Source organism: Streptosporangium sp. G11 (assembly GCF_051192615.1).
Lineage (GTDB): Bacteria > Actinomycetota > Actinomycetes > Streptosporangiales > Streptosporangiaceae > Streptosporangium.
This window is the reverse complement of the sequence record NZ_JBPJUQ010000053.1, coordinates 14,412-37,829: the sequence shown is the minus strand read 5'-3', so window position 1 is coordinate 37,829 and position 23,418 is coordinate 14,412. Positions and strand designations below refer to the sequence as shown.

The following is a 23,418-nucleotide window of genomic DNA, read 5'->3' as shown; positions in this document are numbered from 1 at the left end:
GAGATCATGTCTTCACAACCTCATATTGTGCTGCCCTGGGTCGTTCGCCGGACCAGGCTGCCCCTGCTGTCGCTGCGGTGCGCGGACTGCCCGTCGGAGTCGGCCACCACCGGCGAGGGCAGGTTCCGCGTCAACGCCAACGGCAAGCTGCTGGACGTGTGGCTGCTGGTCCGCTGCGTGTCCTGCGACCGGACGAGCAAGCTCACCGTGCACGAGCGAGCGCCGGTCAGATCCTTCGATCCGGCCGAGCTCGACCGCTATCACGCCAACGATCCGGAGCTGGTGGCGTCCAGGTTGTTGGATCCGCTGCTCGCCCGGCGCAACCGCTTCACCCTGGACTGGAAGGGGGCCTGGCGGCTGGACACCCCGTCGGCACGGCTCGACGAGGCGTGGCCGGTCAAGGTGGAGGTCCTCTTCGAGGATCCGGTCCCGGTCCGCCCGGATTGGCTCATCGCGCGAGGGCTCGGCCTCAGCAGGAACGAGGTGCTGCGCCGGATCAAGTGCGACATCCCGCTGAGCCGTTCGACGAGTGCCGGATTCACCTTCACCGTGATGGCCGGGAACTAGCGGGGATGTGAGCCGCGGCGCGCGATCCCCTCAGGCATCCGTGCGAAACAGGCCTCATCCAGGGGCGGCCCTGGCCGCCGTCTCGTACGGCGTCCGCCACAGGTGTCTCCCGCAGCGGGATGTCGCGGCGCGACAGCAGCCGGTGGATCGCTCATGCCGGCCACCGTGCGGCGTCCGGTGTGATGTGCCGGATGACGTGCCGGAGTCGCGCAGCGGCCGAGCAGGCGAATCGCCTGCTCGGCCGCTGCCCTGGAGTCCCGGCGGATGGCGCCAGGTCTTCCAGCATGGCGACTGGAGATGGCGGTGAGCGTTCGTACACCGGAGGAGCCCGTCGGCGGAGGCGATCGCGGGACGGCCCCTGAGCCGGGAGCGGGCGCTTCGCGCCTGAAATCTCATTCCATGCCGGCAGGCCGTGCGTGCCGAAGACCCGCCGCCGACGGACCCTGCCCCGGGCGGCGGGCCAGGGACGCGAGGACGATCTCCCGCGCCGCGCTGGCCGTGGCCGCGAAGGCGGCCGGGTCCCGGCCGATGCGTTCGGCGCCCGCGCGCATGACACCGGACAGCAGCTCCACCGCGAGGTGCACGTCGCCGACGTCGTGGAACTCTCCGCGCGCGATGCCGGCCCGGACGACGTTCTCCACCTCGACCACGATCGCGTGGAACGGGCTGTCCGGCCCCTTCGGCACCTCGGCGACCGGCGGACCGGAGCCCGGCCGGAACATCAGCTGCATGATCTGGTCCGTGAATGCCTCCAGGACCGCCACGATGATCTCCCGCATCCGCTCCGCGGCCGGGTCCGCGGACCGCGCGGCGATCGCGGCCACACGCTCGACCGCGGGCCGGCCCACCCGCTGGGTCAGCGCCAGGACCAGAGCGCTCTTGTCGCGGGCGTAGTTGTACAGCGTGTTGCGCGCGAGCCCGGCCCGGGCCGCGATGTGGCCCATGTTGATCGAGTCGTAGTCGCGCTCGAGCAGCAGCTGCCGCATCGCCTCGGCGAGGTCGGCCCACACCATCTCGTGGTGCTCCTCGATGCTGGCTCCCCGGATCCGCGGCATCCGATCATTCTCTCCCATCGCGGCTTGCTTCTCGCCCCAGGTCTGCTCCCGCCCCGCGCGTGACCGCCTCTCGCCCCGCACGGCGGCCGTGCGCCTCGCGCCCCGCTTCACCTCCCGCTTAGCGCGGAGGCCGGGCGCCGGACGGCCCGGCGCCTGAACCGTTGATCCTGTGCGGGTTGGAGGTCGCGGCGGGTTACGCGGTGGCTCCCTTCGGGTAGTGGCGGCGCAGGTTGGCGGTGATGACGCGGTCGAATGTGCGGTCGGACAGCATCCGGGCCAGGCGGATGATCAGGGCGGCATCCCGGCCGATGGTGTAGCGGGTGCGCGGCTTACGGGTCGTCACGGCCTTCGCGATGATCCGGGCGGCGGCATCGGCGGTCACGCCCGACGCGGTGCCCGAGGCCATCAGCGTGTTGATCGCCTGGACCAGGCTGCCGTAGCGCTCGTCCTGCTCCGGCGTCATCTGGGCGGCCAACTGATTCGCCGTCGCGATCCCGCGGGCGGCCATCTCCGTGCGGACGCCGCCGGGCTCGACCACGACCACCTGTACGCCCAGCGGTGCGACCTCCCGGCGGAGCGAGTCACTGACCGCCTCCAGGGCGAACTTCGCGCCGGCGTACGCGCCGTAGGTGGGCATGGCGGCCTTGCCGCCGATCGAGCTGATGTTGATCACGCGACCCTTGCCGCGCAGCAGCGCGGGTAGGAGCGCCTGAGTGACGGCGATGTGGCCGAACAGGTTGACTTCGAACACCCACCGCCACTGCGCCATCGGCAGGGCTTCGACCGGGGCGTTCACCTGGATGCCGGCGTTGTTGACGAGCGCGTGCAGCGCGCGCGGGTCGCCGGCGACCCGCGCGGCGAGTGCCTCCACCTGCTCGGACTTGGTGATGTCGAGGATGACCGGCTCGATGCCGGTCGATCGGATGGCGTCGGCGTCACGGTCGCGTCGCACGCCGGCCAGGACGTGGAATCCCTGGCGAGCCAGTTCGCGGGCGGCTGACGCGCCCATGCCCGTGGAGGCTCCGGTTACGACGATCAACTTCTGGGTTTGCTTCGTCACGATTCCCCACTCCTTTATGCGACAACCTGTCGCAAAGTTTACGACATTATGTCGCCAAAATCAGGCCATGGGGGCATGTGTGACGCCGTTCACTGTTTTGGCCGCGCTCGCATGACGCCGGCGGCGAAAATGATCCGCCTTTCGCGCGACCGGGCGACCACAGCCCCGCGGGCGGCGCAGATACACCGCGACGTCGGGCGGCGAGAAGCGATCGGGCCGCGCCTTCCCCGGTCACCACCCGGCGCTACAATCGCGGACGCCGCAAGCTCGACGCCCACGCCGCCCGCCGGATGGCCTCCATCCTTCGCCAACAGAGGTGACCCCGGGCCGCCCCACCCGCCTGTCCCGGAGAAGTCGTCATGACCCCGCCTGAGAACGTCACGACCTGGCACGACGCTCGCTACGACGTGCCCGTCAGCCGGCAGCTGGAGCGCTACAACGAGCTGGCCGCCCGGAACGCGTCGGCTCGCGCCCGCGCGGAGCTACTGGCCCGGGGGACCTACGACCCCGCCCGGCACGGGGCAGAGGACCGGCCCCCGCTCACCGTGGCCGAGCACCTGGAGCTGCTGGCACTGGCGGAGTCCATCGCGCGCACCGTACGCCACCCCGCCAACGTCCACCACGCGCTGCTGGCCGGGGCCACCTGGGCCGACATCGCTCACGCCGTCGACTCCGACGAGCCCGCCGTCCGGCGGCACTACCGGCAGTGGGCCGACGACCAGCACGACCTCAACCGGCACCACCCCACCCTCGGCATGACCGCCGACGAGCACGCCGCCGCGACCGCCAGAGCCGCCCGGAGCACGACGGACACCTGAGCGGGACCTGACCGGCGGCAAGCGTCGGCCACACCCCGGGCCCGGAATGGTCCGAGCCCCTCGGCCGCTTCGGAGTCGGCCCCTGGGTGTCCGTCGCCTGCCCGCCGCTCCTCACCGCCTGGCGGTGCGGCTCACGATCGCCGCCGTCCCGCACCACGAGTGATCCTCGGGATCCGAGGGCGGGAAAGGAAGGCGTCGTGCCGTACCGGCCGGGTGCGGCCCGTTCCCGTGATGTCCGGAGGGGCCGCACCCGGGAGGCGTCACGGGGTCAGGCGGTGGAGGTCACGGGGGAACAGGGTGGCGCGGCGGATGTTGTCGGCCCCGGTCAGCCGGGTGGTCCACCGTTCCAGGCCGAGGGCGAAGCCGCCGTGCGGAGGCATCCCGTGCCGGAAGGCGGCGAGATAGCCGGCGTACGGCTCGGGCGATTCCCCGCGAGCCGCCAGGGCCGCGAGGTAGTCGTCGTAGCGGTGCAGGCGCTGGCCGCCGGTGACGAGCTCCAAGCCGCGAAAGAGCAGGTCGAAACTGTTGGAGTACTGAGGCCTGCCGGGCTCGGGGTGGGTGTAGAAGGGGCGTTTGGCCATCGGGTAGCCGGTGACGAACAGGAACTCGCTGCCGTGCTCGCGCAGCGCCCATCGCGACAGCCAGCGTTCGTGGGCCGGTGCGAGGTCCGGCTCACCCCGGGGGTCCTCACCGGTGTGGGCGGCCAGGAGTTCCTGGGCCCGGGCGAAGTGGATCTCCGGGATCCGTTCCGGGACGTCGGGCAGCTCGACGTTCAGCAGCGCGCACGCCTCGCCGGCGTGCTGTCTCACGGCGGCCGTCATGCCCGCGAGGACCTCGCGCAGCACGGCCATCACCTCCCGGTGGTCGGTGATGAAGCCGAGCTCGGCGTCCAGCGAGGTGTACTGGGCCAGGTGCCGCGCGGTGTCGTGCGGTTCGGCGCGAAAGACCGGGCCGGTCTCGTAGACGCGCTCGAAGACGCCGACCATGGCCTGCTTGAAGAACTGCGGCGACTGGGCCAGGTAGGCGGGGGTGCCGAACCAGTCGATCGCGAAGACGTTGGCGCCGGACTCGGTCGCCGAGGCCACCACCTTGGGCGTGTGGATCTCGGTGAAGCCGAGCGCGTCCAGCGCCGTACGGAAACCCGCCACCGAGACCGCGGAGATGGCGTGCGGGGCCCGCAGCAGCGGGTGGCGCAGGGCGACCGGGGCGTGGTCGAGGACGGTCGGCAGCGTGGCCGCCACCGCGGGACGGTAGAGGTCGAACGGCGGGGCGGCGGCCGGCCCCGACAGGGCGGTCACCACCGGGGAGGTCACCTCGGCTCCGCCGGGGGCCTGCGAGCTGGCGGTCACCGTCCCGGTGATCTGCAGGACGGTCTCTTCGGGGTGGCCGCCGGCCGTGGTCATGTCCTCGGGCTCGGTGACCACGGCCTGGACCAGGCCGGAGCGGTCTCGCAGGATGAGGAAGACCACGGATTTCAGGGTTCGCCTGCGGTGCAGCCAGCCCTGGACGGTCACCTGCCGGCCGATCCGCCGCGGAAGCTCCGCGGCCAGGGTCCGGCAGTCGGGCGGGACGATTGCGGATGAGGAGATCATCACAAACCTCTGGTCAGTGAGTGGTGATCCCTTGGGAGTGCGGGCGAGAAGGGAACTCGCGGTGCCACCGCACTTTCACCGCCGTGACGACGGCGGCCTCGATGGGCCCGGTGACGGGGGCCGGCCGGCGGGGCATTGGGCGCGGACGCCGTTTCTCCCCGCACTCGGGAGGGTCTTCGTCACCGGGAGCAGGTCCGCCTTCGCAGCTGCCGGCGGCTCTCTCGTGCCCGCTCTGGTCCCGTGACTACTCGTCTCCGTCAATGCGTTGCCGGAAGGGTACGCGTGCGCCCCCGCGTATCGCAACCACATTCGCCGCGGGTCGTGGGGTACGGTCCGCGGGCGCTTCAGCGGTCGGCCGGGGCGGGGACGAGGCCGTCGGCGACGAGGCCCTCCAGGACCGCCTCGCCCAGGGTCTGGACCGCGGAGTGCGGGCGGACCATCACCGTGAACTCCTTGATCAGGCCGGTCTGGTCTAACTGGAGGAGGTCCATGCCGTGGATCTGCTTGCCGCGCACGGTGGCCCGGAACAGCAGGACGACCGAGGGGGCCTCGGTGCCGTCGGTGCCGGTCTGGGCGGTGCCGTCGAGGTGCCCGACGTAGCGGAAGTCGTCCTCGAAGGTGCGCAGCAGGATGCCGAAGAGGCCCAGGACCATGGGCTTACCCTCGAAGGGGGTGAATTTCACCGGGCTGTACAGGCGGATGTCGTCGGTGAGCAGGTCGCCCAGAGCGGCGAGATCGCGACGTTCGACGGCGGCCCGGAAACGGTCTGCGGTGGTCATGACTGCCTCCGTAGTCAAGAAAGTGATTAGTCATTTAATTGAGTATCATGACGGGGGTTCGCGGGGAAAGAGGGAGGGGGCCTCGATGACGTTGCGGCACGCCGTGCTGGCGGCACTGCTGGACGAGGAGCTCAGCGGATACCAGCTGGCCAAGGCGTTCGACATGGGCGTGGCGAACTTCTGGCACGCCCTCCCCCAGCAGCTGTACGCCGAGCTGGCCAGGCTGGAGAAGGAGGGGCTGGTCGCCGGCCGGGAGGTGGTCCAGGACACCCGGCCCAACAAGCGCCTGTTCAAGGTCACCGAGGCCGGTCTGGCCGAGCTGGAGCGGTTCGCGGCCACCGCCGGCAAGCCCTCCTTCATCCGCGACGACCTTCTCGTCAAGGTCCAGGCCGCCGACCACGTCGACACCGACGAGGTGATCGCACAGCTCGCGGAGCGGGCCGCCTTCGCCGACGCCAAGATCGAACTGTTCGGCGGGCTGCTGCGGCGGATGCGCGGCGAAAGGAGCGAGGAGGAGTTCCTGCGCCACGCTGAGCGCATCGGCCCCTACCTGACCTGCCTGCGCGGCCTCGCCTTCGAGCAGGGCAACCGGGAGTGGTGTCAGCGGAGCGCGGCGATCCTGCGGGAGAGACAGGCCGCCCACGCCCGGCGGTGAGCATCCGCGCTCCGCGCTTCGCGGACCAGGCCGCGGAGCGCGGTGCTCTCGGCCTGCGACTGCGCAGGGGGAACCACCGGGTCGCGGTGCTCTCAGCCGAGATCCGCCGGAGTGACGGCGCGTGCCATCGCGCGGTATCCGGCGTCGTTGGGGTGCAGGTGGTCGCCGCTGTCGAAGGCGGGGTCGAGCCGGTCCTCGTCGGCGGGAGAGGCCAGGGCCCGGTCGAGATCGGCCACCGCGTCGTACTCGCCCGAGGTGCGGATCCAGGTGTTGACCTCGTCCCGCTTGGCCTCGCCGCGCGCGGTGTGGTAGCGCGATCCCTTCATCGGCGGCAGCGTGGCGCCGATGACCCGCAGGCCGCCGGCGCGGGCCTGCCGGATCAGGTCGCGGTGCGCGGCGATGAGCTCCGCGGCCGAGACCTCGGTGGGCGGTGCGCCCAGCGGTGAGGGGGCCTCGCTCATGCCGATGTCGTTGATGCCCTCCAAGATGACGACGGTGCCCACTCCTGGCTGGCCGAGGACGTCGCGCCGGAACCGGGAGGTCGCCTTGTCCCCGAGCCAGGCGGAGTCGACCGTCACCCGGTTGCCGCCGATGCCCTGGTTGATCACGGCTCGGGGCCTCCCCTCGGCGACCAGGCGCTCGGCCAGCTCGTCGGGGTAGCGGTTGTCGGCCCCGAATCCAGCCCCGTAGCCGTCGGTGAGGGAGTCTCCGAAGGCGACCACGCCGTCACGGCGCGGCGCGGCGATGACGTCGACCCCGCTCAGGTAGTACCAGGACTGCGAGGTCTGCGTGAACGCCGCACCGCCGCCGTCGGCCCTGTGGTCTCCGCCGGAACGATAGCTGGTCGCCATGGCCTGGGCGTGGTACGTCGCCGGGCCGGTCGGCGCGGCCAGATAGAACGTGACCGTCACGGACTCCAGGGCGCCCAGCCGCAGCGGCACCGGGTCACTGGCCAGCTCGGCGCCGGCGGGGATCGTGAAGGACCGCGCCCGCTTGACGGTGAGGTGCCGGAGCGACCCCGGCCGGATGGCGGCGCCCTTCAGGGTGCGGGCGACGGTGGCGCCGGTGACCCTCAGGGGGGCGTCGCCGTAGACGTTCGACAACCGGACGCGGGCCGCCCCGCCGCCGACGCTGATCCGGACCACCTGACGGATCGTCTGATTCGCGAATCCCTGCTCGGACCAGTTCGGGGTGTAGTTCACGCCCGGACGCTGCGGCGAGGCGGCCCAGGTGGCGGTCCAGCCGGCCGTGGCGGAGACCGTGGCGGCGCCTGTGGCGGCTGCCGGGGTCGCCGCGAGCGTCACCCCGGAACCGGCCAGCAGCGTCGTGAGCGCCAGGATCAAAACGGGCGGCGGGCGCCGCGGTGAGACGTGCATGGGTGTCTCCTGGACGAGAGGGAAAACAAGGAGAAAATCAGGACGAGCGCGGTGACGGTTCGCGGAGCGCGGGACGCCTCCCACCGCCGTGGGATCGCCGCGTGAGCGGCTGAGGCCCGGGTGAGGATCCACCGCCCGGTCCGGCGTCTTCGGGATCGGCCTTCCGGCGTCCTCGGGGCCGGCCCGATCCGGCGTCTTCGAGGTCAGCCCTCCGGCACGACCCGGGTGATCGAGTCGATCCGGCGAATCCGGCCGTCCGGAGCGAGCAGCCCGAACATGTACACCTGCGTCACCAGGACCTTTCCCTTGCGCATGACCGCGTGCAGGGTGTACCTGGCGGCGACCCGATCCGCGTTCAGCAGGGTCTCGTGCACCTCGACGCGGCAGCTCACCACGTTCTTGCGGGTGGGCCGTACGTGGTCGATGAGCTTCTGCCGGTTCAGGAGGATCCCGTCGTTGCGGTACTCGAAGTCCGGCACGTAGTAGCGGTCCAGGACCTTCCCGGGATCCTCGTCGCCGAAGACCAGTTCCTCGGGCAGCGAGGTCAGGAATTCCGTGAACCTCTGCTCCATATGAACGGACATGCCCCTCCTTCAGAGGGTTCCGAGGCCTGCCGTCGATCGGTCGGCCGGTTCCGCCGCGCACGCCGCGCTTCCATGGAAGATCGTCGTCTTGACGACCCTTCGCGGTCGTCGCCCCCGGGGAGGCCCTTTCCCTACGGCGCGGAGCGTAGCCACGGGCGGTGGCTACCTCACCGGAGGTAGGCCGGGCCGGTCTCGGCCGGGCACACGGTGAGCCCGGCCTTCCGGCCGCGGGCACGGGGTGTGTCACCCGATCGGCCCGGGTGAATGTCACGGCCGGGCGGGGGTGACGCGAACGGGCGTCATCGGGCGACCGGCGGGTCGCCGCACCGGCGTCAGGGAGACGGCGGCGGTGGGTGGGGCAGCGGGTGGGCGCCTTCCGGGCGCAGGCCGTCGAAGATGATGGCGAGGTATCGCTGCCACAGGTCGGGCGAGGCGTCCGGCACGTAACCGGCGACGTAGTTCGGCGCGCACATCAGCAGGATGATGTCCGCGCCGGTGACGTCGGCCCGCACGGCGCCGTGCTCGCGGGCCCGGTCGACCAGCGTGTGCACGGTGTGGAACATCCGCGCACGGACCCTGCCGACCTCCGCGGCCGGCTCGCCGGCCGCGTGGAGGAGCGACAGGTCGCGCTGCTGTCGCTGATGCGCGGCGACGGTGAGGAACTCCAGCAGTGCCGCGCCTGGATCCGCCGCCTTGAGCAGTCTTTCGCCGGCCGTGTTGAGCTCGTCGATCCGGTCGAGGACGATCGCGGCGATCAGGTCGTCCTTCGTCGCGAAGTGGCGGAACACGGTGCCCTTCCCGACCCCGGCCCGGCGGGCGATGTCGGCGACCGAGGCGTCCAGCCCCCGCTCGGCGAACTCGTCGGCGGCCGCCGCCAGCAGCCGCCGCCGGTTGCGGGCGGCGTCGGTTCGCAGCGGACGGGGTGAGGTCACGCCGACACCCTAGCAAGTTGACCGCCCGGTCCGCTTATTGCTAGCTTGGCGCCCAAGAACATGACCGCCCGGTCCGTTTCTGGAGGAACCACATGAAGGCAGTTGTCGCGACCGGCTACGGACCACCCGAGGAGTACACGGTGGCCGACGTGCCGGTGCCCCGGCCGGGGCCGGGGCAGATCCAGGTCCGGATCGCCGCCGCCTCGATCAACCCGGCGGACGTCCGGCTGCCCAGCGGCGATTTCCGCGACGTCGTGCCGCTGGGGTTCCCGCACGTCCCCGGCAACGACTTCGCCGGCACGGTCAGCGAGATCGGCGCCGGCGTGACGGCCTACCGGGTAGGCGACGAGATCTTCGGCCAGGCCGTGCCGCGGGCGCTGCGCGCGATGGCCGGTACGACCCGGCCGTCGCTGAGCACCGGCTCGCTGGCCGAGTACGCGGTGTTCGAGGCCGACACCCCGTTCCTGGCGCACCGCCCGGCCGGCCTGGACGCCGACCGGGCGGCGGCCCTGCCCACCGTCGGCCTGACCGCGCGAGCGCTGATGGCCACCGCCAAGGTGCGGCCCGGCGAAACCGTCCTGGTCGTCGGCGCCACGGGCGGCGTCGGTACCGCGGTGGTCCCGCTGCTCGCCGGCGCGAACGCCCGGGTGATCGCCACCGCGACCGCCGCCGACGCGGGCGTCCTGCGAGACCTCGGCGCCGCCGAGACCATCGGGTACGCGGAATCCGAGTACCCCTCCGGCGTCGACGTCGCGTTCAACCTGACCCTGCCGAGCGACCACCTGACCGCGGTGGCGAGCGCCGTCCGTCCGGGCGGGCGCCTTCTCACGATCACCTACCCTGTGCCGCAGCAGGACTGGATCGGCCGCGACGACGTGGATCTGCGTTTCGTGCTGGACATGGACGGCACCTTCGGCGGGATGCGCGAGGTCGGCGAGCTGGCGGTCCGCGGCGAGCTGCCGGCCACGATCGGCCGCCGCTACACCCTCGACGAGGGCGTTCGGGCATGCGTCGACTTCGCCCGTCTCCACACGACCGGCAAGCTGGTCGTCACGATGTGAGACACGCGGTCATCGGCGTTTCGGCCCGCGAGGAGGATCGGAACGGCCGGTAGCGACTTCAGGTGTTCGGGCGAAGGCGGCATCCGCCCGCTACGCGCCCCTGACGGGGGCCCGGTTACCGGGCACTCGCCGAGCACGACAAGTGCCGGCGCTACCCGGAGGCGATCGAGCAAGCCCACCCCGAGTTCACCGCCGAAGAGACGAGCGTCCGACCAGCACAACAATCCCCAGCAGGATCATCACGAGCCGGCCATATCCGCCTGATTTTCGGCGAGTACTACGGCAACCCCAAGACAACACGTTCCCTGTCATGTCTCACTCGGCGGCGCCATTGCCATTCTCACTGTGCACCTGGTGACACGCTCCTGAACGACAGGCCGATACACCGGTGCCGTCTGGAGCGGTCCCGCCCACGGCCGGGCCGCGGTCGTGGCCCAGGACGACCTCGCCGACGCCGCCGTACTCGCCACACGCCCGCCGTACGGCGTGCGGCGAGGCGCTGACCGCGCCGAGGTGGGCTAGAAGCGCAGCAGGTGGCCGGTCAGATCGTACAGGCGGCGGGCGGCGGCCGGGTCGAGCGAGGACAGGGACGAATCGAGCGGGCGGCGACGGTCGTAGGCGAGCAGGCCGCCCTTGCCCGGCGGGTCGTCCATCAGCTCGACGATCGGCGCGACGGCCTTTTCGACCGATTGGGAGGCGACCCTGGCCAGCAGCTTGACGACGGTCCTGGCGGGCTGCTTGAGGCTGTCGGTGCCGCTGTCGGTGAAGCCGGGGTGGTGCAGCAGATAGCGGGTGCGGGCGTCCGGGTGGTTGGCGGCGTACGCGACGCCCAGGAGGTCGGTGGCGCGACCACCCTGCAGCATGGCCTTGAGGCCGCCGTAGCCCTGCTTGAGCGACAGGTCGTCCCAGTGGACGCGGCCCTTGGTGACGCTGACGCCGCCGACGACGGCCGCCGCCGCCGACCCTCCTGCCGACCTGCTCGAAGGCCCCCCGGAGGAGCTGGTCGCCCGCATGGTGCGCACGGTCGTCGACCACGACTGGACGAAGTACGGCGGCGAGCACCCCCTGGTCGCCATGCTGCGCTCCTCGGCCCACGAGGACGCCCGCCTGCGCATCCGCACGGAGGTCTGCGACACCTACGTCAACGCGCTGCGAGACCTTGCCGAGGGCGAGGACGCCGAGCTGCGGGCCGAGCTGCTCAGCGCCTGGATGATCGGCATCGGCATCCTGCGCTCGGTCGTGGGCCCCCCGCCCTGGCCGAGGCTCGGGCCGCCGACCTGGCCCCGCACATCGCGACCGTCGCCACGGGCCTGATGGGTCGCCCGATGTCGGGAACCGTGGATCAGGAGGACGGGTCCGGCCGGACCTGATCCCTGGAGCCGGCCGAGCAGGGCCGGGGGCGAGGAACCGGCGGACAGCCGTTGGCGCTAAGGAGGATCAAGACGCACTTACGACTGAAAGATCCTCGCTTGTAACGCGTCAATCACTATGAGTTGATCGCAACCGATATGGCCCTACCGTGCGGGCTATGCCTGCGGAATTTCTGTCTGCCGAGCAGAGGGCCGCCTACGCCTCGTTCACCGAGGTGCCATCGCTGTCAGACCTGGAGAAGTTCTTCTTCCTCGACAGCTTCGACCGGAATGTGATCGCGCAGTCGAGGGCCGATTCTCACCGGCTGGGCGTCGCCGTCCAGATCGGGACCGTTCGGTACAAGGGGTTGTTCCTGGAGGATCCGCTGGCGGTGCCCTGGCCGGTGGTGGACTACCTGGCCGAGCAGCTGGGCATCGGTGACGCGTCGCAGGTCAAGAAGTACGCCGAGCGGCTCAAGACGACGTACGAGCACGCGTGGATGATCCGGGACGCCTACGGCTACCACACCTTCGATGACACCAGCAGCTGGAGCGAGCGGCAGCTGACGCGCCAGTTCCGGACCTTCCTGCACGGCCGGGCGTGGACGCACGCCGAGGGGCCGGTGGCGCTGTTCGAGCAGTCGGTGGCGTGGCTGCGGCGGGCGTTCGCCGAGTACGGCCGTATCGACAAGACGATGCACCTGCTGAGCATGCTGGACCCGATGGATTCCAGCTACCGCCGGAGCCTGGGCAAGCAGCTGTCGGTCCAGGAGTCCCGGCACCGCCTGGCCCGCAAGATCTGCCATGGCAACTCCGGCCGGATCCGGCAGGCCTATCGGGAGGGCCAGGAGGATCAACTCGCGGCTCTGGGACTTGTCGTCAATGCCGTCGTGTTGTGGAACTCACGGTATCTGTCGGCGATCGTGGACCAGTTACGCGCCCAGGGTGTGCCGGTCAAGGAGGAGGACGTGGCTCGGCTGTCCCCGCTGGGCCACGCCCACCTCAACTGCCTGGGCCGCTACGCGATCGCCTCCTCGGCCCCGGACAAGGGCCTGCGGTCGCTCGGCACGGCGACGTTGCCCAAGGCCAGCACCGCCAGTGCCACTGTCGTGGACGAGGACGGCGTCTGAAGCGCGGGTCGTTCGAATCCCGGGACGACAAGTGGCCACTGGTGAAGTTGGCGGTCAGTGATCTCTTTGTTGTCGATGCCCTCTACGGCTGAGCAACGGTGGCCAGGTTCACCACGCGGACGCCGCCGTCCTGCGTCCAGAAGATGAACACCGCTGCCTGTCGGCCATCAGCGCCTCTCTAGCGCTGTTCAGGCAGAGGGCATCAGGTCGCGGCGGCGCAGGAACGCCAGCCCCGCCGTGGTCAGGGTGATGGCTACTACGGTCAGCCCCAGCAGCGACACTCCCGGCGCCGAGGCGCCGCCCAGCAATATCGCCGGCACGTGGACGAATGGTGAGAGGTCTAGGATGATCCCGGTGGCCAGTTTGAATTCCGCCAGCAGGTCCACGACCAGGAAGAGGCCGAGCCCGGTCCAGCTCACGGCCGCCGCCAGCCGTGGCAACAGGCCGAACATCAGCGTCGCGATCCCGGTCATGGTCCAGACCGCGGGCAGGTAGGCCAGCGTGGCCCCGGTGACGCGGGCCACGTCGCCGTTGAAGGTGAGCCCCGCCGCCGCGCCCAGCACGGTCAGCAGCAGCACCGGGCTCACGACGGCGAATACCAGGTGGCTCAGCGCCCAGCGCAGCCGGCCGACGGGGGTGGACAACAGCAGTTCGGCCCGGCCCGCCGCCTCCTCCGTACGGGCGCGCAGCGCCGACACCAGTGCGGCTCCCGCGACGAGCTGGCTGAGCACGTACACCACGAACGTGAAGAACACGTCCGAGAGCCGGGCCTCGGCGCCGCCGAGAGTCGCGGCCAGCTCCCGGAACTGCGGCGTGTCCAACTGGGTGTTCAGCCCGCGTGCCGCCACGCCGAGCAGGGCGCCCAGCGCTCCGAATCCGATCGCGAAGCCCGCGAGCGTGCTGCGGTGCAGGCGAGCGGACAGGCCGAACACGCCCGGCAGGGTTCCGCCGGCGGGTCCGGGGCGGGCGGGAATCAGGCCGCTGGCCACGTCACGCCGTGTGGACAGCGCGAACGCGACCGCCGTCAGGGCGGCGACGAATACCGCGACCAGCCCCAGCACCCACCACTGGTCGCCGGCGTAGGGTCTGGTCAGCCGGACCCAGCCGAACGGCGACACCCAAGCCAGCCAGCCGACGTGACCGGCGTCGGCCAGCGAGCGCACCGCGAACAGCAGGCCGCCGGCCGCGATCGCGATGCCACGTGCCGTCCCGGAGGAGGCGGTGAGCTGCCCGGTGACGGCGGCCACGGCCGCGAACGCCCAGCCGCCCGCGGCGGTGGACAGCCCGAACAGCAGCGAGGAACCCGCGGGCAGGCCGCCCGCGACCAGGGCGGGCACCGACAGCAGGCCCAGGAGCAGGTTGGCGGCCAGTACGGCCGCGAGCGCGGCGGCCAGCGGGGCATGACGGCCGATGACACCCGAGGCCAGCAGCTCGCGCCGGCCGGCCTCCTCCTCGACCCGGGTGTGCCTGATCACCAGCAGGATGCTGACCAGCCCGCCGATCAGTGCGAGGGAGGAGCCGAGCGTCCAGGCGGTCAGGCCGCCGACGCCCGCGTCGTAGATGGGGCCGCGCATCGCCAGCTGTGCAGGATTGGCCGCCGAGGCTGCCGCGAAGGAGTCGCGGGCGGCCTGGTCGGCGTACAGGTCGGTGGTGGCCGAGGCGATGCTCGCCGGCAGCAGTGCGCTGATCACGATCCACACCGGCAGCAGCACACGGTCCCTGCGCAGGATGAGCCGGATCAGTGTCCCTGTGCCGGTCATGGTGCCGGTCATCTGGCGGCTCCCTCGTAGTGGCGCAGGAACAGCTCCTCCAGCGTCGGCGGCTGCGTGGTCAAGGTGCGTACGCCCGCTCTGGCGAGCTCGGCGAGCACCGAGGTGAGCGCGTCACCGTCGACCTGGCAGCGCAGCCGCGCGCCGTCCACGGTCAGATCGTGTACACCGGGCAGGGTGGCCAGCCCGGGAGCGGGCCCGATCAGCTCGGCGGTCACCGACGTGCGGGTGAGGTGGCGCAGGTCGGCCAGGCTGCCGGACTCGACGGTACGGCCGGCGCGGACGATGCTGACGCGGTCGCACAGCGTCTCCACCTCCGTCAGGATGTGGCTGGACAGCAGCACGGTGCGGCCGTTGCGCTTCTCCCGCAGGACGCACTCGTTGAAGACCGCCTCCATGAGCGGGTCCAGACCCGAGGTCGGCTCGTCGAGGATCAGCAGTTCAGCGTCGGAGGCGAACGCGGCCACCAGCGCCACCTTCTGCCGGTTGCCCTTGGAGTAGGTACGGCACTTCTTGCGCGGGTCGAGCTCGAAGCGCTCCAGCAGCTCGGCGCGCTGCCTGGGGTCCAGGCCGCCGCGGGCCCTGCCCAGCAGGTCGATGACCTCGCCGCCGGTCAGCGAGGGCCACAGGGTGACGTCGCCGGGCACGTAGGCGAGCCTTCGGTGTAGTTCGGTGGCGTCGCGCCAGGGGTCGCCGCCGAGTAACGCGACCTGGCCGCCGTTGGCGCGCATCTGGCCGAGCAGGATACGGATGGTGGTGGTCTTGCCGGCACCGTTGGGCCCGAGAAAGCCGTGCACCTCGCCCGTCTTGACGGTGAGGTCGAGCCCGTCCAGGGCCTTGGCCCGGCCGAAGCTCTTGACCAGGCAGCTGACGTGCACTGCGGCGTTCATCGTTGTCCCTCGACCTTCTCCAGGCCCGTCCGCGCCTGGTCGAACAGCTCGCGGCCGAGGAATTCCGGTCTGATCAGATCGAGCTGGGCCTTGCCGACGCGTAGCGCGCCTTGCGGGGCGTACAGGTCCGTGCCCAGCGCGCGGGAGACGTGCTCGTGCAGCACCGTGATGCCGAGCTTCATCGCGGTCAGCACGGTCGCGCGGGCGCGATGGTCGGCCTCCGAGCGGTCGTCGTCGGCGAGATGCTCCTCCGTCACGCTGACGAGTTCGTCGAACATGGCGGCGGCTGCGGGGGAACCGTCCACAAGCGCGCGGCCGAGGTATTTCATCAGGGGCGGCGCGGTTCGATGGACGTTCTCGATGAATTCGGGCTTGTCCAGGTTGTGGTCGGTGACGCCTACGGTGACCTGCTCGCGCAGGTAGCTGAGGACGTACTCGTCGCAAGCCTGTCTCAGCGCTTCCTTGGTGCCGAAGTGGTGCTGCACCAGGCCGGGCGAGACTTTTGCGGTCTCGGCGATCCCACGGATGGTGGTGGCCTTGATCCCCTGCTCGGCGAACAGCGCCATCGCAGCGTCGCGGATGCGGGCGCGCGTCGTCAGGTCCTCTTCAGAAATTGGTCGCACGTCCAACATTCTATACAAACGTATTGGCCGCCATGCAAATGTTCAGCACATCGACCACCGCACTCGTCCGAAGGGGTCGCGACCTCCGCCAAGTGGGCCGTCCGCCACGACCTGCTGCACGCCAACCCGATGGACCGGATCGACACGGTCAAGGTGCCCAAGAGCCTGCCGCGCCCGGCCGCGGCCGCCGATGTGGCCAAGGTGCTGGCGGTGATCTGCTCGCGGCGGCCGCGCAAGGATCTGCCGCTGGGCCGGCTGCGCGATCGGGTGCTGTTCGAGACGGCCTATGTGTGCGGCGCACGCGCCTCGGAGGTGTGCGGCCTGTACGTCGAAGACCTGGACCTGCGCCTGGACGACGAACACGTCCGCGTCCACGGCAAGGGCGGCAGCGTCCGCACCGTCCTGCTCGACGACCGCGGCTACGTCATCCTGCTCAAGCTCTACCTGGCCCGCGCGGGCTACAGCGCCGGGCCGCTGTTCCGCGCCTCCATCAACGGCCGCGGCGGTCCGCTGTCCTACGCCGCCGCCCACCACCGCTGGCAGACCTACTGCGCGCAGGCAGGCGTCGAGATCGACATCCACCAACTGCGCCACGCCCACGCCACCGAACTCATCAACGCCGACGTTTCCATTGAAGCCGTCCGCCGCCGCCTCGGCCACGCCTCCACCGAAACCACCCAGCTGTATGCGTTGCTCGACGACAAGGTCGCCGACGCCGGGACCAGGCAACGCGCTAGGGAAGCTTCGCAATCAAGAACAGCCTCGGCTCCCTGCAGTCAAGATCGTTCTCAGCGCCAACGGCTGTCCGCCGGTTCCTCAACCCCGAGGGCGGCGGCCGCGTCCGCACCACCTGTGGCGAGACGGTCGGCGACCGGACGACCGCGTGGATGATGCCGCCACCGATGCTCTCCCGGCTCGTACGGCACTAACCTGGGGACGCTTTTTCGCATTGGTTTCATGTCGGGTGAGGAGCCATCTGATGTCACCGGTTCTGGAGAGTACGGCCCGCGCGCTGCTGCGCAGGATCGCGGTGGAGCAGGCCCAGGGCCGCCTGCCCTCACTGGCCGCCGCGGTGGTGCGCGACGGGCGGCTGGCCTGGTTCGGCGCGCGGGGACGGGTGGAGGGGGCCACTCCCACCCCCGACACCCAGTACCGCATCGGATCGATCACCAAGAGCCTGGTCGCCGCCGTGGTGATGCGCCTGCGCGACGAGGGGAAGGTCGACCTGCTCGACCCGGCCGCCAAGCACATCCCCGATCTCCAGGTCGGGGACGTGACCGTCGCCCAGCTGCTGTCGCACACCTCGGGGCTGAGCGCCGAGCCCCCGGGCCCGTGGTGGGAACGGACTCCGGGCGTGCCGACCGCCGAGCTCGTCACCGCGCTCGGGCCCGAGGCGGCCAAACACCGGCCGGGACGGCGCTACCACTACTCCAACGTGGGCTTCGCCCTGCTGGGCGAGCTGGTGGCCCGGCACCGCGGCGTGAACTGGGCACAGGCCGTGCACGAGGAGATCCTGCTGCCACTGGGCATGTGCGACACCACCCCCCGGCCGCGCGCGCCGCACGCCACCGGCTACGCCGTACACCCCTGGGCGGACGTGCTGCTGCCCGAGCCCGAGCACGACGCGGTCGCCATGGCCCCGGCCGGGCAGCTGTGGTCCACCCCCGCCGACCTCGCCCGGTGGGCGGCCTTCGTGGCAGGAGACAGCGGGGACGTGCTCGCCCCGGACACCGTGGCCGAGATGCGCGAGCCCGCGACCGTCGACGACGGCGACGCCTGGACCGGCGGATACGGCCTGGGCCTGCAGCTGGCCCGCGCGGGCGGCCGCCGCCTGGCCGGTCACACCGGTTCGATGCCGGGCTTCGTGGCCACGGTGTGGGCCGACCCGTCCGACAGGGTCGGCGTGCTGTTCGCCACCAACTCCACCGCGGGCGTCAGCCGCGCCCTGCCGACCGACCTGCTGGCGATCCTCGACCAGCACGAGCCGCGCCTGCCCGAGGAGTGGGAGCCCGTCGCCGACACCGCGGGCCTGCTGGAGCTGGCCGGCCCGTGGTACTGGGGGCCCAGCACGTACGCGCTGCGACTGCTGCCCGAGGGCGGCGTCTCCCTCGACCCGGTCGGCGGCACGGGACGGGCCTCGCGGTTCACCGCCCAGGCCGACGGGACCTGGCTGGGACTGGACGGCTACTACGCGGGCGAGACCCTGCGGGCGGTCCGCAGGCCCGACGGCTCGCTCAGCCACCTTGACCTCAACACCTTCGTCTTCACCCGTACCCCCTACGACCCGGAGGCGGAGGTGCCCGGCGGGGTGGACGAGGGCGGCTGGCGCAGCTGAGCGGCCAGCGCGGCGGCCGGGCCCGCGGTCTCGGCGTACAGGGCCTCCACCCGGTGCACCACGCGCGGCGAGTTCAGCGGCACTCCCGTAGCAGCCCCGGCCGCCGCGGACGCGGGCAGCAGGACCAGCCCATGCCCGGCGGCGGCCAGGTTCAGCACCGTGCGCACGTCCTCGCCGTCGTAGCGGAACGCGGCGCGAAACCCGCCCCCGCCGGCCAGCTCGCGCAGCCGCTCCACCGGTACGGCGACCGGCGCCCGCAACCACAGGGCGTCGGTCAGGTCGGCCAGGTCCAGGCCGCGCCGGTGTGAGAGCGGGTGGCCGGCGGGCAGGACCACCACCAGTTCCTCCTCGGCGACCCCGAAGCCCGACAGCGGTCCCACGTCGGGCAGCCGCAGCGGGTCGCTGGGGGCGGCGATCCCGTCGACGAGGCCGAGACCGGCCGCGCCCGAGGCGACCTCCCCCGCGACGCGCTCGCGGGCGACGGTGCGCAGCTCCACCCGCACCCCGCCGAGGCCGCCCGGAGACAGGCTCCGCACGATCGCCGGGGCGCAGGCCAGCGGGGAGGCGGCCACCGCCAGCAGCCCGGCCGGTCCCGCCGCGGCGCGCAGCACGTCCGCGCGGGCGGCCCGGTGGCGCAGCAGCAGCGGCCCGGCGTGTTCCAGCAGGCGCTCCCCCGCCCGCGTGGGCGCCACCGGACGGCGGTGCAGCAACGCCAGTCCCAGATCGGCCTCCAGCGCGGCGATCTGCTGTGAGACCGCCGACTGGGTGTAGCCGAGCTCGATGGCCGCGTCGGAGAAGGACCTTCGGCCGGCGACGGTGACGAACGTACGCAACAGGTGCGGATCCACGGTGCATCAGTATCACTTATCGACCTACCAGGAATCATCGTTGGCGCTTACCCGGCCGCCGGGACCAGGATCGGGGCATGACCACCGCGAGAATCGCCCTGGTGGGCGACAAGTCACCGTCCATCCAGGCCCACGCCCGCATCCCCGCCCTGCTGGAGGCGCTGCGCGAGCGCGACGGGCTGGCGCTGGACGCCTACTGGATCCCCACGACCGAGACCACCGGCCTCGAGGGGTTCGACGGCATCTGGATGGTGCCCGGCAGCCCGTACCGCAGCGAGAGCGGCGCGGTGAACGCCGCCCGCGCCGCCCGCGAGCACGGCATCCCGTTCCTGGGCACCTGCGGGGGTTTCCAGCACACCCTGCTGGAGTACGCGCGCAACGTCCTGGACCTGCCCGTCGCGCACGCGGAGAACGACCCGGGCGCCGAGGATTTCCTGCTGCTGCCGCTGGCGTGCTCGCTGGCGGGTCACGAGGACGCGGTCCTGCTGACCCCGGGGTCGCTGGCCGAGAGGATCATCGGTGCCGAGAGGACCGTGGAGAGATACTCCTGCGCCTTCGGGCTCAACGCCGACTACGTGCCCGCCCTGGAGGCGGGCGGGCTGCGCTTCACCGGCCACGACGAGGCGGGGCTGGTACGGATCCTGGAGCTACCGGGCCACCCGTTCTTCCTGGCCACCCTCTTCCAGCCGGAACTGGCCGGAGACGGCAGCCGCCCGCACCCGGTCGTCGCCGGCTTCGTCTCGGCCTGCGTCACCCGCGCCGCCTCGTCCGCGCGAGCGTGACCGCCCTGAAGGGCCGAGGGGAAAGCCGCCGGTCCGGTACGCGGGTGATTGACGCGGATGGTTCGGACGGGTGATTCACACAGGTGGTTCGGGGTGGACGCTTCGGCGGGCGCCGAAGCGTCCGGCGGCTAGCCTTCCGAACATCGCCGGGCCATGGGACGCCATGCCGTGCGGTTCCCGGCGGAGACCGTGACGGTCCCGCCTCACCCGAAGGGGGATCTGCACCCCCAAGGAGAGCCGATGACATCCGATCCGCTGGTCGTGAGCCGCCCCGCCGAGATACGGACCGTGCTGGCCGACCCCCGTTTCACGGTGGATCCCGTACCGCGCCCGCCGTTCGCGCTGACCGTGGCGTGGCTGCGCGGAGCGGTCGGCCGCTTCGCCGAGGGGGCCGCGCACGCCGAGCGCCGGGCCGCGGGCGTGGCGGTGCTGGCAGGGCTGGATCCGGGCGCGCTGCGCGCCGAGGCCTTCCGGCTCGCCTCGCGCGACACCGATCGTTTCCCCTGTCCCCCGGAGCTGGTTCCGGTGCTGGTCCTGGCCGTCGCGCTGGGCGTGCGGGCCGACGACGGGCCGAGGGCCGTGGAGGCCGTCGCGGCGATCGCCCCGGCCTACCTGCCGGGGATCGGGTCCGGGTCCGAGGCTGGTGAGGCGGACATCGAGGCGGCCGACGAAGGGCTGGCGCGGCTCTCGCGCCTGCTGGGCGACCCGGCTCCGGAGCGGCTGGCCGTGGTGGCGGGGCTGCTCGCCCAGGCGTACGGCCCCACGGCCTCGCTCGTCCGCGGCGCGCTGTCGGCCGGACCGGCGTCGCGCACGGTCGGGTCGAACGTGGCGGAGTCGAACGTGGCGGAGCCGGGCGTGGCGGAGTCGGGCGCGGTCGGGTCATGCACGGTCGGGTCGGGCACGGCGAGTTCGCGGACGGTGGAGGAGCTACTGGACGAGACATTGCGTCACGCTCCTCCGGTCCGGGCGCTGCGCCGCCGGGCACCCGACGGAAGGGCCGTGGTGCTCGACGTCGCGGCGGCCGTCCGGGATCCGGAGGCGCTCCCCGGCCGCGACCTCGTGCCCACGGAGCGTGAACGGGAGTATCTGACGTTCGGGGCGGGGCCGCGAGCCTGTCCGGGCAGGCGGGTCGCGCTGGCCCTGGCGGCCGGGACGGTCGAGGCGGCGACCCGATAGACGTCCGCGCGGTTCAGGGCGCCGCGCCGCCGGTACCGCCCCCGCCCGCCCGGGACACCTCTCCACGACCGGCGATTCCCATGAGCGCCTGCTGGTGCGGCGCGGCGATTGTCTCAGCACCGGTGTGCCGGCAGGGCGCGTGCACTCGCCCCTCCGGCTCGGCGGGCCTCCTCGATCGTGTCCGGCCGCGGCGAACCGGCCGGCGCGTCCGCACACCTCGTCGAGAACAGGTCCTAGATCTGGCCGAGTCCGCCGTCGACCGGCAGGTCGATGCCGTTGATGCCACTGGCGTCGTGCGACGCCAGAAAGGCGACGGCCGCGGCCACCTCGTCCGGCTGGATATTGCGGCCACCAGGCATTCCTGCCGCGAGGTGGCTGAAGAAGTCCGCTACGGGCATGTCGCCGGCAAGGCTCGCGAGGCCCGGAGTCTCGGTGGCGCCCGGACTGACCGCGTTGACACGGATGCGGCGGCCGGCGAGCTCCTGCATCCACGAACGGACGAGATTGCGGCCGGCGGCCTTGGTCGCCGAGTAGACGCTACGCCCCGGGCCACCCTTCACCCCGTCAGTGGAGGAGGTCACGATGATGGAGCCCCCGTCGGACATCAGCGGAAGGGCTCGCTCGACCGTGAAGACCAGGCCCTTGACGTTGATGTCGAGGTGGCGGTCCACAAGATCTTCGGCAATGGCGCCGAGGGTGTGCGGCTGGGCGATCGAGGCATTGGCGAAGAGGATGTCGATGCGCCCTCGCGTCTTTTCCACGTGGGCGTAGAGGTGGTCGAGATCGTCAATCTTCGACACGTCCGTTCGAACGGCGATGACATCGCCCGCCAGCTCCGCGACCGCCTTGTCGAGTTCGCTCTGACGACGGCCCGCGATGACGACCGAGGCCCCTTCGTCGAGGAAACGGCGGGCGGTGGCTAGGCCGATTCCGGTGGATCCGCCGGTGATGACGGCGGCCTTGCCCGCAAGGACTCCTGACACTTGTTTCTCCTTCGCATGTGTCGACGGCTTCGTGCACCCGTCACGCCGGCGTGCACACGCCGGCGACACGTCTAATAATGGACCGATCGGTCCGGGACCGATCGGTCCCATGGTGCGCCAAGGGGCTGCGCGAGTCAACTTTGGGGACCGATCGGTCCGCTACACTGGCACCGGAGGTGGTCGAAGTGGCACGTAAGCCGGCGCCCGGTACGCGGGAGCGCATCCTCGACACCGCCGCGACGCTGTTTTACGGCCATGGCGTGCAGGCGGTGGGAATGCAGCAGATCATCGACCGTGCCGGATGCGGCAAGAACCTGCTCTACCGGGAGTTTCCCAGCAAGGCCGAGCTGGTCGCGGGTTACCTCGACGAAGCGGGTAAGGACCTCAGGCGCCGGCTGGCGGAAGCCGACCAGTGCGCGGGAAGCACCCCCTCGGCGCGGTTGATCGCTTTCATGGAGGCGACGGCCAGGAGCGTTCAGTCGCCCGGCTACCGAGGTTGTCCGTTCCGTAACTATCTGGCGGAGGTGGCCGACCACGACGACCCCGCCGGCCGGATCGCCACGGCGTATCTCCGCGATACCCGGGCGCGGATCGACAGCCTCGTGGCCGATCTGCACATCGCCGATCCCGACCTTTTCGCGGAGAGGATCTGGCTGATCGTCGAGGGTCTGCACGCCGCGGCGGCCCATCCCGGTGGCGCGCGGGCCGTGGATGTCGCCCTGTCGCTCGTCAGGGAGTTGCTCGACAACGCGGCAAGGGCTTGATCCCGAAGTCCGGGCGGCGGGCCCCGGCCTGTTCGGTCCGATGAGCGAACGCGCCCGGGAATGATCCACGCACGGTGGCCGGAGGCATCCCGGCCGCCCTTCCGAAAGCGAACCCGAGCCGCTCGCGGGCGACATGGGCCGTCACTTCAAGCCGGCACGGCCCCGGCGGTCGAGGGGCCGTCGTTTCGGGCTTTCAGCGGATCAGGGGAAGACCTCCGCGCGGGACCTCGTGGACGAGCTCGTCGAAGCACCGGCGGGCCTGATCGATGTGGTCAACGTACGGCCGGGTC

Annotated in this window: 24 protein-coding genes; 11 read left to right on the top strand and 13 right to left on the bottom strand. The window is 71.5% G+C overall.

The features are described from left to right. Nucleotides 1-27: 27 nt before the first annotated feature. Nucleotides 28-567, top strand: coding sequence for a DUF1062 domain-containing protein (locus ACSDR0_RS35325; protein ID WP_435293281.1), 540 nt, complete (start codon nt 28-30; stop codon nt 565-567). 392 nt (nt 568-959) lie between these two features. Here the strand turns inward: ACSDR0_RS35325 and ACSDR0_RS35320 are convergent, their stop codons facing one another. Next, entirely contained in the window at nt 960-1,622 is a 663-nt protein-coding gene (locus ACSDR0_RS35320; RefSeq protein ID WP_435293280.1) for a TetR/AcrR family transcriptional regulator, read from the bottom strand. A 193-nt stretch (nt 1,623-1,815) separates the two neighbouring features. Next, nucleotides 1,816-2,682: an SDR family oxidoreductase gene (locus ACSDR0_RS35315; protein WP_435293279.1), complete on the bottom strand. Its 867-nt coding sequence runs from the start codon at nt 2,680-2,682 to the stop codon at nt 1,816-1,818. A gap of 359 nt (nt 2,683-3,041) precedes the next feature. Here ACSDR0_RS35315 and ACSDR0_RS35310 point away from each other — a divergent pair, with 359 nt between their 5' ends. Next, the gene (locus ACSDR0_RS35310; protein ID WP_435293278.1) at nt 3,042-3,500 is read left to right on the top strand and encodes a hypothetical protein; all 459 of its coding nucleotides are present in this window, start codon (nt 3,042-3,044) and stop codon (nt 3,498-3,500) included. 260 nt (nt 3,501-3,760) lie between these two features. Here the strand turns inward: ACSDR0_RS35310 and aspS are convergent, their stop codons facing one another. Both aspS and ACSDR0_RS35300 read right to left on the bottom strand, forming a co-directional pair. Next, the gene (aspS, locus tag ACSDR0_RS35305) at nt 3,761-5,092 is read right to left on the bottom strand and encodes an aspartate--tRNA(Asn) ligase (RefSeq protein WP_435293277.1); all 1,332 of its coding nucleotides are present in this window, start codon (nt 5,090-5,092) and stop codon (nt 3,761-3,763) included. 344 nt (nt 5,093-5,436) lie between these two features. Then, complete coding sequence (locus tag ACSDR0_RS35300) at nt 5,437-5,871, bottom strand: nuclear transport factor 2 family protein (protein WP_435293276.1); 435 nt, start codon at nt 5,869-5,871, stop codon at nt 5,437-5,439. A gap of 85 nt (nt 5,872-5,956) precedes the next feature. Here ACSDR0_RS35300 and ACSDR0_RS35295 point away from each other — a divergent pair, with 85 nt between their 5' ends. Continuing rightward, a complete protein-coding gene (locus ACSDR0_RS35295) occupies nt 5,957-6,526 on the top strand; it encodes a PadR family transcriptional regulator (protein ID WP_435293275.1) in 570 nt (189 codons plus the stop codon). Nucleotides 6,527-6,618: 92 nt separating this feature from the next. Here ACSDR0_RS35295 and ACSDR0_RS35290 read toward each other — a convergent pair whose 3' ends face one another. From ACSDR0_RS35290 to ACSDR0_RS35280, 3 genes are all read right to left on the bottom strand, one after another. Further along, nucleotides 6,619-7,902, bottom strand: coding sequence for an SGNH/GDSL hydrolase family protein (locus tag ACSDR0_RS35290; RefSeq protein WP_435293274.1), 1,284 nt, complete (start codon nt 7,900-7,902; stop codon nt 6,619-6,621). Between the two features lie 203 nt (nt 7,903-8,105). After that, complete coding sequence (locus ACSDR0_RS35285; protein WP_435293273.1) at nt 8,106-8,486, bottom strand: nuclear transport factor 2 family protein; 381 nt, start codon at nt 8,484-8,486, stop codon at nt 8,106-8,108. Nucleotides 8,487-8,818: 332 nt separating this feature from the next. Beyond that, entirely contained in the window at nt 8,819-9,418 is a 600-nt protein-coding gene (locus ACSDR0_RS35280; protein ID WP_435293272.1) for a TetR/AcrR family transcriptional regulator, read from the bottom strand. A 92-nt stretch (nt 9,419-9,510) separates the two neighbouring features. On the opposite strand from ACSDR0_RS35280, the gene ACSDR0_RS35275 reads away from it, so the two are divergent. Next, nucleotides 9,511-10,479 carry an NADP-dependent oxidoreductase gene (locus ACSDR0_RS35275; RefSeq protein WP_435293271.1) on the top strand — a complete coding sequence of 323 codons (969 nt, stop codon included), beginning with the start codon at nt 9,511-9,513 and terminating at the stop codon, nt 10,477-10,479. 518 nt (nt 10,480-10,997) lie between these two features. Here the strand turns inward: ACSDR0_RS35275 and ACSDR0_RS35270 are convergent. Next, nucleotides 10,998-11,492, bottom strand: coding sequence for a hypothetical protein (locus tag ACSDR0_RS35270; RefSeq protein ID WP_435293270.1), 495 nt, complete (start codon nt 11,490-11,492; stop codon nt 10,998-11,000). Between ACSDR0_RS35270 and ACSDR0_RS35265 the strand changes: the two genes are divergently transcribed. Both ACSDR0_RS35265 and ACSDR0_RS35260 read left to right on the top strand, forming a co-directional pair. Continuing rightward, nucleotides 11,491-11,793, top strand: coding sequence for a hypothetical protein (locus ACSDR0_RS35265; RefSeq protein ID WP_435293269.1), 303 nt, complete (start codon nt 11,491-11,493; stop codon nt 11,791-11,793). The two genes, ACSDR0_RS35270 and ACSDR0_RS35265, sit on opposite strands and share 2 nt — an antisense overlap. Nucleotides 11,794-12,007: 214 nt before the next feature. After that, complete coding sequence (locus tag ACSDR0_RS35260; protein WP_435293268.1) at nt 12,008-12,958, top strand: Tn3 family transposase; 951 nt, start codon at nt 12,008-12,010, stop codon at nt 12,956-12,958. A 188-nt stretch (nt 12,959-13,146) separates the two neighbouring features. Here the strand turns inward: ACSDR0_RS35260 and ACSDR0_RS35255 are convergent, their stop codons facing one another. The 3 genes from ACSDR0_RS35255 to ACSDR0_RS35245 are packed head-to-tail and all read right to left on the bottom strand — an operon-like array spanning nt 13,147 to nt 16,240. Continuing rightward, the gene (locus tag ACSDR0_RS35255; protein WP_435293267.1) at nt 13,147-14,730 is read right to left on the bottom strand and encodes an ABC transporter permease; all 1,584 of its coding nucleotides are present in this window, start codon (nt 14,728-14,730) and stop codon (nt 13,147-13,149) included. Continuing rightward, nucleotides 14,727-15,617 (bottom strand): ABC transporter ATP-binding protein, encoded by an 891-nt coding sequence (locus tag ACSDR0_RS35250; protein ID WP_435293266.1) that lies wholly within the window; start codon nt 15,615-15,617, stop codon nt 14,727-14,729. The genes ACSDR0_RS35255 and ACSDR0_RS35250 overlap by 4 nt, the downstream gene beginning before the upstream one ends. After that, a complete protein-coding gene (locus ACSDR0_RS35245; RefSeq protein ID WP_435293265.1) occupies nt 15,614-16,240 on the bottom strand; it encodes a TetR/AcrR family transcriptional regulator in 627 nt (208 codons plus the stop codon). Before ACSDR0_RS35245 ends, ACSDR0_RS35250 begins: the two co-directional genes overlap by 4 nt. A 129-nt stretch (nt 16,241-16,369) precedes the next feature. Here ACSDR0_RS35245 and ACSDR0_RS35240 point away from each other — a divergent pair, with 129 nt between their 5' ends. Then, nucleotides 16,370-17,131, top strand: coding sequence for a tyrosine-type recombinase/integrase (locus ACSDR0_RS35240; RefSeq protein ID WP_435293264.1), 762 nt, complete (start codon nt 16,370-16,372; stop codon nt 17,129-17,131). A gap of 88 nt (nt 17,132-17,219) precedes the next feature. Next, nucleotides 17,220-18,575, top strand: a complete 1,356-nt coding sequence (locus tag ACSDR0_RS35235; protein WP_435293263.1) for a serine hydrolase domain-containing protein — start codon at nt 17,220-17,222, stop codon at nt 18,573-18,575. Here the strand turns inward: ACSDR0_RS35235 and ACSDR0_RS35230 are convergent. Further along, entirely contained in the window at nt 18,518-19,423 is a 906-nt protein-coding gene (locus ACSDR0_RS35230; RefSeq protein ID WP_435293262.1) for a LysR family transcriptional regulator, read from the bottom strand. The two genes, ACSDR0_RS35235 and ACSDR0_RS35230, sit on opposite strands and share 58 nt — an antisense overlap. Nucleotides 19,424-19,500: 77 nt before the next feature. On the opposite strand from ACSDR0_RS35230, the gene ACSDR0_RS35225 reads away from it, so the two are divergent. Then, entirely contained in the window at nt 19,501-20,205 is a 705-nt protein-coding gene (locus ACSDR0_RS35225) for a CTP synthase C-terminal region-related (seleno)protein (protein WP_435293261.1), read from the top strand. 240 nt (nt 20,206-20,445) lie between these two features. Beyond that, nucleotides 20,446-21,381: a hypothetical protein gene (locus ACSDR0_RS35220; protein WP_435293260.1), complete on the top strand. Its 936-nt coding sequence runs from the start codon at nt 20,446-20,448 to the stop codon at nt 21,379-21,381. A 233-nt stretch (nt 21,382-21,614) separates the two neighbouring features. Here the strand turns inward: ACSDR0_RS35220 and ACSDR0_RS35215 are convergent, their stop codons facing one another. Then, entirely contained in the window at nt 21,615-22,364 is a 750-nt protein-coding gene (locus ACSDR0_RS35215; RefSeq protein ID WP_435293259.1) for an SDR family NAD(P)-dependent oxidoreductase, read from the bottom strand. Nucleotides 22,365-22,549: 185 nt separating this feature from the next. Here ACSDR0_RS35215 and ACSDR0_RS35210 point away from each other — a divergent pair, with 185 nt between their 5' ends. After that, a complete protein-coding gene (locus tag ACSDR0_RS35210; protein ID WP_435293258.1) occupies nt 22,550-23,128 on the top strand; it encodes a TetR/AcrR family transcriptional regulator in 579 nt (192 codons plus the stop codon). Nucleotides 23,129-23,418 lie beyond the last annotated feature (290 nt).

Coding starts and splice junctions, on each gene's coding strand:
- ACSDR0_RS35275 (WP_435293271.1), top strand. CDS start 9,511: ATGAAGGCAGTTGTCGCGACCGGCTACGGACCACCCGAGGAGTACACG.
- ACSDR0_RS35300 (WP_435293276.1), bottom strand. CDS start 5,871: ATGACCACCGCAGACCGTTTCCGGGCCGCCGTCGAACGTCGCGATCTC.
- ACSDR0_RS35260 (WP_435293268.1), top strand. CDS start 12,008: ATGCCTGCGGAATTTCTGTCTGCCGAGCAGAGGGCCGCCTACGCCTCG.
- ACSDR0_RS35225 (WP_435293261.1), top strand. CDS start 19,501: ATGACCACCGCGAGAATCGCCCTGGTGGGCGACAAGTCACCGTCCATC.
- ACSDR0_RS35270 (WP_435293270.1), bottom strand. CDS start 11,492: ATGCGGGCGACCAGCTCCTCCGGGGGGCCTTCGAGCAGGTCGGCAGGA.
- ACSDR0_RS35235 (WP_435293263.1), top strand. CDS start 17,220: ATGTCACCGGTTCTGGAGAGTACGGCCCGCGCGCTGCTGCGCAGGATC.
- ACSDR0_RS35265 (WP_435293269.1), top strand. CDS start 11,491: ATGGTGCGCACGGTCGTCGACCACGACTGGACGAAGTACGGCGGCGAG.
- ACSDR0_RS35290 (WP_435293274.1), bottom strand. CDS start 7,902: ATGCACGTCTCACCGCGGCGCCCGCCGCCCGTTTTGATCCTGGCGCTC.
- ACSDR0_RS35250 (WP_435293266.1), bottom strand. CDS start 15,617: ATGAACGCCGCAGTGCACGTCAGCTGCCTGGTCAAGAGCTTCGGCCGG.
- ACSDR0_RS35320 (WP_435293280.1), bottom strand. CDS start 1,622: ATGCCGCGGATCCGGGGAGCCAGCATCGAGGAGCACCACGAGATGGTG.
- ACSDR0_RS35240 (WP_435293264.1), top strand. CDS start 16,370: ATGGACCGGATCGACACGGTCAAGGTGCCCAAGAGCCTGCCGCGCCCG.
- ACSDR0_RS35285 (WP_435293273.1), bottom strand. CDS start 8,486: ATGTCCGTTCATATGGAGCAGAGGTTCACGGAATTCCTGACCTCGCTG.
- aspS (WP_435293277.1), bottom strand. CDS start 5,092: ATGATCTCCTCATCCGCAATCGTCCCGCCCGACTGCCGGACCCTGGCC.
- ACSDR0_RS35220 (WP_435293260.1), top strand. CDS start 20,446: ATGACATCCGATCCGCTGGTCGTGAGCCGCCCCGCCGAGATACGGACC.
- ACSDR0_RS35310 (WP_435293278.1), top strand. CDS start 3,042: ATGACCCCGCCTGAGAACGTCACGACCTGGCACGACGCTCGCTACGAC.
- ACSDR0_RS35255 (WP_435293267.1), bottom strand. CDS start 14,730: ATGACCGGCACCATGACCGGCACAGGGACACTGATCCGGCTCATCCTG.
- ACSDR0_RS35295 (WP_435293275.1), top strand. CDS start 5,957: ATGACGTTGCGGCACGCCGTGCTGGCGGCACTGCTGGACGAGGAGCTC.